Below are 12,450 nucleotides of genomic sequence, written 5' to 3'. Positions count from 1 at the left end.
AGGAACCGCCATGTCCGACAGCGTGTTGCCGCTGGTGATCAGCGCGCCCGAGCCGCGCACGCTCGACCTGATTTTCACGCCCGAGGCACTGGCGAGATTCCGCGCCAAATATCGTATCGTCGAAACGTCGCCAGAAGGCGTAGCGGCCCTGCCGGCCGACGTGCTCGCCGAGGCGCGCTACATCGTCGGCCAGCCGCCGATCGCGCCGGAGACGCTCGACAAGATGCGAACACTGCGCTGCGTCTTCAATGTCGAGAGCAACCTCATCAACAACATGCCGTATGAGACGCTTTTTTCGCGCGGCATCCATGTTGTTACCACCGGCCTGGTCTTTGCCGAGCCGGTGGCCGAGCTCGGCCTTGCCATGGCGCTCAATCTCGCCCGCGACATCGTCGACGCTGACCTCGCGTTTCGTGAGGGCAAGGAGCTGTGGGGCGGCGACGGCAACCGGACGGCGCGGCTTCTGTCCGGCGCGGATGTCGGTATCATCGGCTTCGGCGATCTCGGCCGCGCGCTGAACCGGCTGCTGTCGGGCTTTCGCACGCGGACCAAGGTCTTCGATCCGTGGCTGCCGCCGTCGATCCTCATCGAGAACGGCGTCGAGCCGGCTACGCTCGACACGGTTCTGTCGACCAGCGATTTCGTCTTCGTCGTCGCTTCGGTGACCAGCGAAAACCAAGGGTTTCTCGGCGCTGACGCCTTTGCCAGAATGCGCACTGGAGCCGCGTTCATCCTGCTCAGCCGTGCCGGTGTGGTCGATTTTCCGGCGCTGATGGACGCCGTTCGCAGCGGCCACATCGTCGCCGCCAGCGACGTGTTTCCGGAAGAGCCACTGGCGCAGGATCATCCCGTGCGCACGCTGCCCGGCTTCCTGCGTTCCGCCCACCGGGCCGGCGCGCTCGACATCGCTTTCAAGCGCATGGGCGACATGGTGCTGGAGGACATGGACCTGATCGACCGCGGCCTGCCGCCGATGCGTTCGAAGCGGGCCGAACGCGAGACCGTTTCGCGAATGCGTTCGAAGCCAGTCGACAAGAACTGAGCCGCAAGCCAGCGCCTGCATCGGTTCTCAGATGGCGAACGACCAGAACAGGCAGGCCAGTGTCGCAGCGGCGAAGACGACGAAGAACAGGCTTCTCAGCAGGATATTGCGGCGCAACTCGTTCATGGAAAGATGGCATCCGACGACTGCTGCGACAAACAGGAAGCGCCAGTTCAGCAGCGCCGGCAAGATGTTGCCCCGATCGAAAGCCCATCTGGCAGCGAAACAGCCAATGATGGCCGCGAACAACACGATGACTGTCCAGAAGATCGCATCCGCGGCGTTCGTCAGGACGACGCCGGCGGCTCTGATCGGCAGGATCATCATGAGCAGCGCGCTGAAGAAGTAGACTGATGCAAGCGGGATAAACGTTCCGGCATCGGCGACGTCGTCCAGGCGTTTTGCGCCGATCGCACCATAGGGATAGCCATGCCTGGCCACTGCCAGGCTGAGCGCCATCAGCAAAGCCGTCAATATGGCGACCAATGCGAATGAAGTGAGGGCTTTGCTCATAAGGGTCCTGTTCGGAACGAATCGAATAAGGACGTTGGTAGCCCATGGTTTGTAAATTGCTGGTAAGCGTCGAGGCCCGGCGTGACAGAGTTTCTCGACGCCCTCACTCCGCCGCTTGAAGGCGTCGCGCCTCAATGATGGTCCTGATCTCGGCGCGGCAAGAGCCGCAGTTGGTGCCGGCATGCAGGGTGGCGCCGATCGCCTCGACGCTGGTGCAGCCGCCGCGTACTGCCTCCGCGATCTGATTGGCGCCGACCCCGAAACAGGAGCAGACGACGGCGCCACGATCGACGGTATTGCCGCCCGGCCGCCCGGCTACGATCGCCAGCCGCCCGCGCCGATCGGCATGGTCCGCACTCAACTGCTCCACCGCCCAGCTGCGCGACACCGCGACCGGCTTGGGAGCAAGATAGAGCGCGCCAGCCAGCCGGCTGCCGGCGAAGCGGGCAAAGCGATAGCGCCCGCCGGCGACATCATGATAGGCGAGCGTCTCGCCTTGCGCGTCCGCGCCAAAAAGCGAAGCTGCGAAAGCCGACCAATCCCGGCCAGCTTCCAGTGCAAGCTCGAGGCGCCAGCCGGCGGCGCAACGGGCGAGGCTCCAATAGTCGGCGTCGATCGAGCCCGGCCGTTCGGCAAGCACGGCGAAGCCGAAGGCGGCGGCAGCAAAGCGTTCCACGCGGGCGGCAACATTCTTCGAGGCCGGCTGGCCTGAAATCGCATCGGTGATGGGCGCCACCAGTGCATCGACGCGAGCACGCGCTGAGAACTGGTCCGTCCAGTGCATCGGCACGAAGACTGATCCCGGCCGCTGCCGCGCTGTCACCAGCGCGCGAACCAGCACCTCGGCGTGCCCAGTCGAGACGCGCACGATGTCGGCATCGCCGATGGCGAGGTGCTGCGCATCCAGCGGATGGATTTCGGCGAAGGGCTCGGCCATGTGCTGCGACAGCCGCTGGCTCTTGCCGGTCCGCGTCATGGTGTGCCAATGGTCGCGAACCCGCCCGGTGTTGAGGATCAGCGGATAATCCGGGCTGGTGCGGATGTGTGCGGTCGGGTGAATGGCGATGAAACGCGCCTTGCGGTCGGGCGTGTAGTAGCCGCCATTGGCGAAGAAGCGGATACCCTCCCCCTTGAGGGGAGGGTCGGCGAGCGAGCTTTGCGCAGCAAGGCGAGAGAGCCGGGGTGGGGTCGGAGAGGCTCCACGCACCCCACCCCGTCCCGCTTGTTTCGCTTCGCTCAACGCGCGCGCCGACCCTCCCCTCGAGGGGGAGGGTGAGGCCGGTGCTGGCCATTGGAATGGCGCCAACTCCTCGTAGGTCTCCGCGTCAACACCGGCGTACGCGCCTATATCAAAATCGCGGGCGCCGTCATTCTCGAAGGCCGACAGCGCTGCATGTTCAGCGAAAATCGCGGCCGGCGACGCATACGAAAACGCCTCGGCAATCCCCATCCGCTTGGCCACTTCGGCGATGATCCACCAATCGGCTCTTGCCTCGCCGGGCACCGGCAAAAAGGCGCGTTGGCGCGAGATGCGGCGCTCCGAATTGGTTACGCTGCCGTCCTTCTCGCCCCATGCGGCGGCGGGCAGCCGGACATGGGCGTGGCGGACCGTGTCGGTCATGGCCAGCACGTCCGACACCACGACAAATGGGCAGGCCTTGATCGCCGCCTCGACGACATCGGCATCCGGCATCGAATCGACCGGGTTGGTCGCCATGATCCACAGCGCCCGGATACGCCCGTCGGCCACCGCCTGGAACATCTCGACCGCCTTCAGGCCGGGTTTTTCGGCGATGGCCGGCGCGCTCCAGAAGCGCTGCACGCGGCCGCGGTGTTCGGGGTTTTCGATCTCCATATGGGCGGCCAGCATGTTGGCCAGGCCGCCAACCTCGCGGCCGCCCATGGCGTTGGGCTGGCCGGTCACCGAAAACGGCCCGGTGCCGGGCTTGCCGATGCGGCCGGTGGCGAGATGGCAATTGATGATGGCGTTGACCTTGTCGGTGCCCGAGGACGACTGGTTCACGCCCTGGCTATAGACGGTCACCGTTTTCGCCGTCGCGGCAAACAGGCTGTAGAAGCGGACAAGCTCGTCCTCGCCGAGGCCCGTGGCCGCGGCGATGCCGGCAAGGTCGAGCGCGGAAGCGGTAATCGCGCCTTCGAAGCCCGTGGTATGTGCAGCGATATAGGCGCGGTCCAGAGCGTCATTCTTGCCAAGATAGGCGAGCAGGTCGGTGAACAGCGCGACGTCGCCATCGGCCGCGATCGCCAGATGCATGTCGGCGATATCGGCGGTCATCGTACGGCGCGGATCGATCAGCACCACCTTCATCTCGGGCCGTTTTTCCCGGGCCGCGGCAATGCGCTGGTAGAGCACCGGGTGGCACCAGCCGAGATTGGAGCCGACCAGCACGATCAGATCGGCAAGCTCCAGATCCTCGTAACTGCCCGGCACGGTGTCGGCGCCGAAGGCGCGGCGATGGCCGGCAACCGACGAAGCCATGCACAGGCGCGAATTGGTGTCGATATTGGCCGAGCCGATGAAGCCTTTCATCAGTTTGTTGGCGACATAATAGTCCTCGGTCAGCAACTGGCCGGAAACGTAGAAGGCGACCGCGTCGGGGCCGTGCTCGGCAATGGTTTGCGAGAAAGTCGAGGCGACGAGGTCGAGCGCTTCGTCCCAGCCGGTGCGGCGACCGTGGATCTCCGGATAGAGCAGCCGGCCGTCGAGATCGATCGTCTCCGCCAGCGCCGAGCCCTTGGAACAGAGCCGGCCGAAATTTGCCGGATGGTCTGGGTCGCCGCGAACGGTTATTTCGCCATCCGCGGCGACCTTCGCCAGCACGCCGCAGCCCACCCCGCAATAGGGGCAGGTGGTCCTCACCTCGCGCGCCTCGTCGTTGTTCATGCTCAGGCCGCGCGGCTGGCCAGCGCTTCCAGCGCAATGAACAGACGCTCGCCCTCGATCCGCACCGGAACGGTGCGCACCGCACCTTCATCGGCGCCGAGCGCCTTGCCGGTCTCCAGGGAGATCACCCAATTGTGCAGGGGACAGGTCACCGCCGCGCCGTGGACGATGCCCTGCGAGAGCGGCCCGCCCGTGTGCGGACAATGGTCCTCGATTGCGAAGACCTGGTCCTCCGCGGTGCGGAAGACGGCGATCTTGCCTTGCGGCGTGGCGACGCAGCGCGCGCCGCGGCGCGGAATGTCCGATATCGAGCCGATTGATACCCAGTTCATCTGCCTCATCCTTTGCGCGTGTTCTTAACCGAAAACCGGTTTCCACTTTTCGGGAACACGCGCCTACTCCGCCGCCTGCGCGAAACCGACCGAAGCCATCGGCCGGAATTCGTGCTTGTCCTTGCCGGAAACGCGTTCCGACCACGGGTCGACCTGCGCGAATTTTTGCGAAAAAACGAAGCGGTCGAAATACGCCTTGCGCTTCCCGCCATCGTCCATGATCTGGCGCTTAATCTCGGCAACGCCGATGCGCTTGGCCCATTTGTAGATGCGCTCGAGATAGCGGCCCTGTTCGCGATACATCTGCGTCAGCGCCACGATATGCTGCAGCGCCTCGTCTTCGGTCTTGACCAGGCCGAGCACCTCGGTGCCCTTAATGTCGAGGCCGGCGGCACCGGCGAAATGGATCTCGTAGCCTGAATCGACGCAGATCACGCCGACATCCTTGCAGGTTGCTTCCGCACAGTTCCTAGGACAGCCCGAGACCGCCATCTTGACCTTGGCGGGAGTCCATGACCCCCACATGAATCTTTCGATGCGGACGCCGAATCCCGTCGAATCCTGCGTGCCGAAGCGGCACCAGTCCGAACCGACGCAGGTCTTCACCGTGCGCAATCCCTTGGCATAGGCGTGACCGGAGACGAAGCCGGCCTGGCCGAGATCGGCCCACACCGCAGGCAGGTCTTCCTTGCGGATCCCCAGCATGTCGATGCGCTGCCCGCCGGTGACCTTGACCATCGGGATCTCGAACTTGTCTACGACGTCGGCAATGGCGCGCAGTTCGGCGGCATTCGTGACGCCACCCCACATGCGCGGCACCACCGAATAGGTGCCGTCCTTCTGGATGTTGGCGTGGACGCGCTCGTTGATGAAGCGCGACTGGTAGTCGTCGGCATACTCGTCCGGCCAGTCGCAGACGAGATAGTAATTGAGCGCCGGCCGGCATTTGGCGCAGCCGCAGGAGGTGGTCCATTCCAGTTCCTGCATGACGGCGGGAATGGTCTTCAGGCTCTTGGCCTTGATCAGCCGACGGACTTCGTCATGGCCGAGCGTGGTGCAGCCGCACATCGGTTGCACGGCCGCCGGATTGTATTTGTCGCCGATGGTCAGCACCATCAGCTTCTCGACCAGACCGGTGCAGGAGCCGCAGGAAGCGGAAGCCTTGGTGTGGGCACGCACGTCGTCGAGCGAGGTCAGGCCCTTGGCCGTGATCGCGCCGGTGATCTTTCCCTTGCAAACGCCGTTGCAGCCGCAGATTTCCGCATCATCCGGCAAGGCTGCAACGGCCGCCATAGGGTCCAGGGAGGCGCCTCCCTGGTATGACTGGCCGAAGATAAGCGTGTCGCGCATTCCCGATATATCGGTCTGCTTCTTCTTGAGGTCGTTGAACCAGGCGCCGTCGGCCGTCTCGCCATAGAGCACGGTACCGATGATGCGGTCATCCCTGAGCACCAGCCGCTTGTAGACGCCGGCGGCGGCATCGCGCAGCACGATCTCCTGGCGGTCCTCGCCCTCGGCGAAGTCGCCCAGCGAGAACAGCTCGATACCGGTGACCTTGAGCTTGGTCGGCGTGTCCATATGGACGAAAGCCGCCGCCTCGTTGCCGGCAAGCTGGCTGGCGGCGACGCGCGCCATCTCATAGAGCGGGGCGACCAGCCCGTAGACCTGGCCGTTGACCTCGGCGCATTCGCCGAGCGCGTAGATGTCGGGATCGTTGCTGCGCATGCCGGCGTCGACGACGATGCCGCGGTTAACGGCAATGCCGGCTTCTTTCGCCAGCGCCGCATTCGGCCTGATGCCCACCGCCATGACGACCAGCGTCGCCGGGATGATGGTTCCGTCAGCGAGTTCCACCTGCTCGACCTTGCCCTTGCCTGTGATCGCCTGGGTGTTGGCCTTGGTGATGACCTTGATGCCGCGTTGTTCGACGGCGCGCTGCAACAGATAGCCGGCAGCCGGATCGAGCTGGCGCTCCATCAGCGTCGGCATGACATGCAGCACGGTGACGTCCATGCCTTGCGAGTTCAAGCCCGCCGCCGCTTCCAGCCCGAGCAGGCCGCCGCCGATGACCACGGCCTTGGCCCGCGACTGGGCGGCAAGCAGCATGGCCTGGACGTCGTCGAGATCGCGATAGGTGAGCACGCCCGGCAGATCGTGGCCGGGCACCGGAATGATGAACGGCACCGAGCCGGTGGCGATAACGAGCTTGTCATAGGGCTCTGTGACGCCGTGGTCGGAGGTTACGGTCTTTGCCGTCCGGTCGATGGCGGCGATCTTGTGGCCCTTGTAGAGGGTGATCCCGTGCTTGATGTACCAGCCGTCGCCATGGATGATGATCTCCTCATAATCCTTTTCGCCTGACAGAACCGGCGACAGCATGATGCGGTCGTAGTTCACGCGCGGCTCGGCGTTGAAGATGGTGACCTGGTAGAGGTCCGGCGCCTTTTCCAGCAGGTGCTCAAGCATGCGCCCGGGGGCCATGCCGTTGCCGATGATGACGAGTTTTTCGGTCATGTCCTGATCCACTCCGGTCTCACTCAGCCGCGTAGGAAAGGCCTGAAGCTTCGGCGGCGGCCGCGCGCTCCATCCGCCGGATGCTGAGGTGCATCCAGGCAAAGCAGGTGGCGACGATGACGAAGAGCAGCATGAAGCAGCTCGACCAGACGCCGGTGAGGTCGTTGAGTGCGCCGAAGGCGATTGGCAGGATAAAGCCGCCGAGTCCGCCAATCATGCCGACAACGCCGCCGACCGCGCCGACACTCTGCGGGTAGTAAGCCGGGATGTGCTTGTAGACGGCGGCCTTGCCAAGGCTCATGAAGAAGCCGAGCACGCAGGCAACGGCTATGAAGGCGAGCGGGCCGATCTCGAAATGGAAGGCGATCGGCCCGCTGACGCCGCGCACGACGTAGTCTGCCGAGGGGAGAGACAGAACGAGAGTCGCGACGGCACTGACCGCGAAGGTCCAGTAGAGCACGGTGCGGGCGCCGATCCGGTCGGAAAGCACGCCGCCATAGGCGCGGAAGATACTTGCAGGGATCGAATAGGCCGCGCCGATCATGCCGGCGGTCGCGATGCCGAAGCCGTAGACGCCGATCAGGTAGCGCGGCAACCACAGCGACAGCGCCACGAATGCGCCGAAGGCGAAGAAATAATAGAAGGCGAAGCGCCAGACCTGTACGTTCTTGAGCGGCGCGAATTCCTGCAAGAAGCTTCTCGCGGGCGCTGCCTTGCCGGCGCGGCGCTCGCGGATGACCGGATCGTCGCCGGTCGTGAACCAGAAGACGGCGGCCATGACGACGAGTGCTGCCGCCCAGATCAGCGCGACCGACTGCCAGCCCCAGGAGAGAAGCACGAACGGTGCCAGGAACTTGGTGACCGCGGCGCCGACATTGCCGACACCGAAAATGCCAAGCGCCGTGCCCTGCTTGCCGGCCGGGAAGAAGCGCGAGACATAGGCGACACCGACGGCGAAGGAGCCACCGGCGAGCCCAACGCCTAACGCGGCGACCAGCATCTGTCCGTAGGTGTGCGCAAAAGCGAGCAGGAAGGTCGCGACCGCCGCCGCAAGCATGGTCGCGGTGTATACCAGCCGTCCGCCAAAATGGTCGGTCCAGACACCGAGCACCATGCGCACGAGCGAACCGGTGAGGATCGGCGTGCCGACCAGCAGGCCGAACTCCGTCTCGTTCAGCCCAAGGTCCTGCTTTATGCGCACGCCGATGATTGAAAATATCGTCCACACCGCGAAGCAGACGGTGAAGGCGATGGTGGACATCACAAGCGCCTGCCGGGGAGCATTGTCCTGGCTGGGCGCGGCTGGGAGATTTGCGGTCAACGTCTGGCTCCGGTTTGCGGCGTGGGAGGCACCGCGGATGTTTGTGGGTGAATGATCAGCGGCGCGGCATCGGTGCGTGCAACGAGACCGGGCTCGCCACGGTCAGGTCCTTGCTTTCCGTCTTGGCGCCGACGGGAAACAGCAGGAGCGCGGCGGTGAACAGCGCCGCAGTCAGCGCGCTGCTGGCCAGAAAATCGCGGCGCGTGAAGTCCGCGAGGGACGCGCCAGTTCCGATCCGTTTCGTCATTGTCGTCTCCGGTTGGGCGCCGCTGGGACCAGCGCCGTCGATCGCGTAAAAACAAAAAAGCCGCCGGTCAGGTCTTTGCGCGTCCGTCCATCCGGGATCGCGTATTGACCTGAGCGGCAGCTTTGCCTGTGGCGCCCGCCATTGGACGCCGTGTCACTTGGCCCTTGCGGACTTACATTCTGAAAAGCAGGAAGCGTGCCAATTCGACAGCGCTCCAGATTATCGAATGAAATCAATGTGAACCGCAGCCGCGCGATTTTTGACCAAGCCCGGCGGCGGATCAAAGATTAGTCAGAATGCCTGGCACAGCAGCATAATATTTGTGCAATGCGGTAGATTGCCCATTGCCGATGCAGATTGCCAATTGTAGATGATGATGCGTTTTTCGGTCATGGCCTTACTCCGCGGCTTCGACGAACCGGTGGCGTTCGTAGAGGAACTTCAGCACCGTCTCGCGGCAGCGCAGGAAGGTCCGGTCGGAGGAAAGCTCGATGCGGCGGCGCGGCCGGGCCAGCGGCACGGCAAGCACCTCGCCGATGGTCGCCGCTGGACCGTTGGTCATCATGACGATGCGATCGGACAACAGCACCGCCTCGTCGACATCGTGCGTTATCATGATCGTCGTCGAGCCAAGCCTCGAATGGATATCCATCACCGCATCCTGCAGATGGGCGCGCGTCAGAGCGTCCAGCGCACCGAAGGGCTCGTCGAGCAGCAGGATCTTCGGCTCCATGGCCAGCGCGCGGGCGATGCCGACGCGCTGCTTCATGCCGCCCGATATCTCGGCGGGCCGCTTGTCCCTGGCATGCGCCATCTGCACGAGGTCGAGATTGCGCATGATCCAGTCATGCCGCTCGGCCTTGGTCCTGGTCGAACCGAACACCTTCGACACCGCCAGATTGATGTTCTCGTAGACGGTGAGCCACGGCAAAAGGCTGTGGTTCTGGAACACCACGGCGCGCTCGGGTCCGGGGCTGTCGACCTCCTTGTCCTCGAGCAGCACGGCGCCGGCTGAGACTCTGGTCAGCCCGGCGATCAGGTTGAGCAAGGTCGACTTGCCGCAGCCGGAATGGCCGATGATCGAGACGAATTCGCCTTTGTCGATGGTCAGCCGGATGTCCTTCAGCACCTCGCTGACCTGGCTGCTGCGGGCGAAGAATTTGTCGATATGGTCGAGTTTCAGGTAGGCCGTCATCGCCCTCTCCTCACTTTGCCGTTGTGCCGCGGGTGACGAAGGCGCCGACCGCCGCGACCAGGCGGTCGAGGCAAAAGCCGGTGACGCCGATATAGGCGAGCGCGACGATGATGTCGGGCAGCCGCGACGAGTTCCAGGCATCCCAGATGAAGAAGCCGATTCCGACGCCGCCTGTCAGCATTTCGGCGGCGACGATGGCAAGCCAGGACAAACCGATGCCGATGCGCAGGCCGGTGAAGATGTAAGGCGCCGCGGCCGGCACCATGATCTTCACGAAGAACTCGATCTGGTTGAGCCTGAGGATGCGGGAGACGTTGCGATAATCCTCTGGAATGTTGCGGACGCCGACGGCGGTGTTGATGATCACCGGCCAGATCGAGGTGATGAAGATGACGAAGATCGCCGATGGGCTGGAATCGCGGAAGGCGGCCAGCGACAGCGGCAGCCAGGCGAGCGGCGGCACGGTGCGCAGGATCTGGAACACAGGGTCGAGGCCGCGCATCGCCCAGATCGACTGGCCGACCAGCGCGCCGAGCGCAACGCCGACGATTGCAGCCAGGCCGAAGCCGATGGCGACGCGCTGCAGCGAGATCAGCACCCGCCAGGCCAGTCCGATATCCTGCGGGCCATTGTCGAAGAACGGATGGGCGATCAGATCGTAGGCCTCGTTCCATACCTGGCTGGGTGGCGGCAAGCTGGCGTTGGGCGACGAGCAGGCGATCTGCCAGATGACGAGCATGACGACGATGACGACTGCCGGCGGCACCAGCGTGCTTGCCAGCTTGCCGGCGATCGCGGCGGGATCGAAGCGGCGCCTCACCTTGGCGGTGAAAGCTATGACCTCTGCGGGCTTGGCAGGCGTAGGGAACGCCTTCACCTTGGCGTCCTCGATGGCTTGGATAGACATTTTCGCAAAAAGCTCCTTGAGCATTGGAGTGACAGGCGGCGCCACTGGCGCCGCTTGCCGGCGACGTCAGGCCGATGCCTTGATCTTCAGGCTGTCGAGATAGGCGGACGGATTGGCCGGATCGAAGATCTTGCCGTCGAAGAAGGTCTCGACGCCGCGCGATAAAGACGCCGGGATGTCGGCCGCAGCGACGCCGAGGTCCTTGGCCGCCTCGCGCCACAGATCCTCGCGATTGACTTGATCGACTAGCGCCCTGATGTCGGTGGTCGCCGCGAATTTGCCCCAGCGGATGTTTTCGGCGAGGAACCAGCTGTCGTGGCTCTTGAATGGATAGGACACGCCGCCCTTCCAGAACTTCATGTAGAGGTCGGTGCCGGTGGCGACGCGGTCATTGCCGTAGTTGATGTCGCCCTTGAGGCGACCGATGATGTCGGCGGTCGGCACGTTCATCCATTGCCGCTTGCCGATGATGGCCGCCATCTCGTTCTTGTTTTCCATGGCTTCGCACCATTGCTGGGCTTCCATGACGGCCATCAGGATCGCCTTAGTGGCGTTCGGGTTCTTGTCAATGAAGGCGGCGCGCAGGCCGAGCGCCTTTTCCGGATGGCCTTTCCAGAGTTCGCCTGTCGTGGTGGCGGTGAAGCCGACACCCTGATGGACGAGTTGCTCGTTCCACGGCTCGCCGACGCAGAACACGTCCATATTGCCAACCTTCATGTTGGCGACCATTTGCGGCGGCGGCACGACGATGGTCGAGACATCCTTGTCGGGATCGATGCCGCCGGCAGCCAGCCAGTAGCGCAACCAGAGATCATGAGTGCCGCCCGGGAAGGTCATGGCGGCCTTCACCTCTTTGCCCTCGGCCTTCTTGGCCGCGAAGGCGTCCTTCAGCTTGGAGGCATCGAGGCCGACGCCGGTGCCGGCATATTCCTGCGCGACGGAAATCGCCTGGCAGTCGTAGTTGAGCCGCGCCACGATCGCCATCGGCATCGGCTGGTTGTTCTGCGTCACCTTGCCGGTATGCATCAGGTAAGGCATCGGCGTCAGGATATGGGCGCCGTCGATGCCGTTGGCTTCGCCGCCGAGCATCAGATTGTCGCGTGTCGCGCCCCAGGAGGCCTGCTTGAGCACCTCGACATCGGGCATGCCGAATTTTTCGAACAGGCCCTTCTCCTTGGCGATCATCAGCGGCGCTGCATCGGTCAGCGCGATGAAGCCTAGCTTGGCGCCGGTGACTTCCGGCGCTGCCGTCGCCGCATAGGCGCCGGACGGCAGCAGCGCGCGTGCCGCCGCCAGCGTTGCCGCGGTGGCCGCGCTCATCATCAGGAAATCGCGGCGCGTTACACCCTTGAGGGCGGACTGGGTTTTGATGCGTTTCGTCATCGTCATCTCCGGTTGGGCGCGGCTTGGGATCTGCGCCGTCGATTGCGTCTTCGACCAAACAATAAAAGCCGCCGGCCAGGCCGCTGCGTCC

At 64.2% G+C, this 12,450-nt stretch carries 10 protein-coding genes; 1 reads left to right on the top strand and 9 read right to left on the bottom strand.

Annotated features, from left to right (window positions below):
• Positions 1-10: 10 nt before the first annotated feature.
• Positions 11-1,042, top strand: coding sequence for a hydroxyacid dehydrogenase (locus tag ACWTU7_RS10175; RefSeq protein ID WP_455839865.1), 1,032 nt, complete (start codon positions 11-13; stop codon positions 1,040-1,042).
• A 27-nt stretch (positions 1,043-1,069) separates the two neighbouring features.
• On the opposite strand, the gene ACWTU7_RS10170 is transcribed toward ACWTU7_RS10175, so the two are convergent.
• The 9 genes from ACWTU7_RS10170 to ACWTU7_RS10130 form a co-directional block, all read right to left on the bottom strand.
• Positions 1,070-1,555: a hypothetical protein gene (locus ACWTU7_RS10170; RefSeq protein WP_455839864.1), complete on the bottom strand. Its 486-nt coding sequence runs from the start codon at positions 1,553-1,555 to the stop codon at positions 1,070-1,072.
• A gap of 103 nt (positions 1,556-1,658) precedes the next feature.
• A complete protein-coding gene (locus ACWTU7_RS10165; protein WP_455839863.1) occupies positions 1,659-4,460 on the bottom strand; it encodes a nitrate reductase in 2,802 nt (933 codons plus the stop codon).
• A gap of 2 nt (positions 4,461-4,462) precedes the next feature.
• A complete protein-coding gene (gene nirD / locus ACWTU7_RS10160) occupies positions 4,463-4,792 on the bottom strand; it encodes a nitrite reductase small subunit NirD (RefSeq protein ID WP_455839862.1) in 330 nt (109 codons plus the stop codon).
• Between the two features lie 63 nt (positions 4,793-4,855).
• Positions 4,856-7,306, bottom strand: a complete 2,451-nt coding sequence (gene nirB / locus ACWTU7_RS10155) for a nitrite reductase large subunit NirB (RefSeq protein WP_455839861.1) — start codon at positions 7,304-7,306, stop codon at positions 4,856-4,858.
• A 19-nt stretch (positions 7,307-7,325) separates the two neighbouring features.
• Positions 7,326-8,567: an MFS transporter gene (locus tag ACWTU7_RS10150; RefSeq protein WP_455839945.1), complete on the bottom strand. Its 1,242-nt coding sequence runs from the start codon at positions 8,565-8,567 to the stop codon at positions 7,326-7,328.
• Positions 8,568-8,682: 115 nt separating this feature from the next.
• The gene (locus ACWTU7_RS10145; protein WP_236392143.1) at positions 8,683-8,874 is read right to left on the bottom strand and encodes a hypothetical protein; all 192 of its coding nucleotides are present in this window, start codon (positions 8,872-8,874) and stop codon (positions 8,683-8,685) included.
• A gap of 397 nt (positions 8,875-9,271) precedes the next feature.
• Complete coding sequence (locus ACWTU7_RS10140) at positions 9,272-10,069, bottom strand: ABC transporter ATP-binding protein (protein ID WP_455839860.1); 798 nt, start codon at positions 10,067-10,069, stop codon at positions 9,272-9,274.
• Between the two features lie 10 nt (positions 10,070-10,079).
• Positions 10,080-10,976, bottom strand: a complete 897-nt coding sequence (gene ntrB, locus ACWTU7_RS10135) for a nitrate ABC transporter permease (protein WP_455839859.1) — start codon at positions 10,974-10,976, stop codon at positions 10,080-10,082.
• A 66-nt stretch (positions 10,977-11,042) separates the two neighbouring features.
• On the bottom strand, positions 11,043-12,359 hold the full coding sequence (locus tag ACWTU7_RS10130) for a CmpA/NrtA family ABC transporter substrate-binding protein (protein ID WP_455839858.1): 1,317 nt from the start codon (positions 12,357-12,359) through the stop codon (positions 11,043-11,045).
• Between the last annotated feature and the right edge of the window lie 91 nt (positions 12,360-12,450).

This window comes from Mesorhizobium sp. BHscii, assembly GCF_053848065.1.
Note: the sequence above shows the minus strand (reverse complement) of the source record. Positions and strands in the feature narration are given on the sequence as shown.

Bases quoted from the DNA above. Each gene is read 5' to 3' on its own strand.
- ACWTU7_RS10175 (WP_455839865.1), top strand. From the start codon at position 11: ATGTCCGACAGCGTGTTGCCGCTGGTGATCAGCGCGCCCGAGCCGCGC.
- ACWTU7_RS10170 (WP_455839864.1), bottom strand. From the start codon at position 1,555: ATGAGCAAAGCCCTCACTTCATTCGCATTGGTCGCCATATTGACGGCT.
- ntrB (WP_455839859.1), bottom strand. From the start codon at position 10,976: ATGTCTATCCAAGCCATCGAGGACGCCAAGGTGAAGGCGTTCCCTACG.
- ACWTU7_RS10130 (WP_455839858.1), bottom strand. From the start codon at position 12,359: ATGACGAAACGCATCAAAACCCAGTCCGCCCTCAAGGGTGTAACGCGC.
- nirD (WP_455839862.1), bottom strand. From the start codon at position 4,792: ATGAACTGGGTATCAATCGGCTCGATATCGGACATTCCGCGCCGCGGC.
- nirB (WP_455839861.1), bottom strand. From the start codon at position 7,306: ATGACCGAAAAACTCGTCATCATCGGCAACGGCATGGCCCCCGGGCGC.
- ACWTU7_RS10165 (WP_455839863.1), bottom strand. From the start codon at position 4,460: ATGAACAACGACGAGGCGCGCGAGGTGAGGACCACCTGCCCCTATTGC.
- ACWTU7_RS10140 (WP_455839860.1), bottom strand. From the start codon at position 10,069: ATGACGGCCTACCTGAAACTCGACCATATCGACAAATTCTTCGCCCGC.
- ACWTU7_RS10145 (WP_236392143.1), bottom strand. From the start codon at position 8,874: ATGACGAAACGGATCGGAACTGGCGCGTCCCTCGCGGACTTCACGCGC.
- ACWTU7_RS10150 (WP_455839945.1), bottom strand. From the start codon at position 8,567: ATGTCCACCATCGCCTTCACCGTCTGCTTCGCGGTGTGGACGATATTT.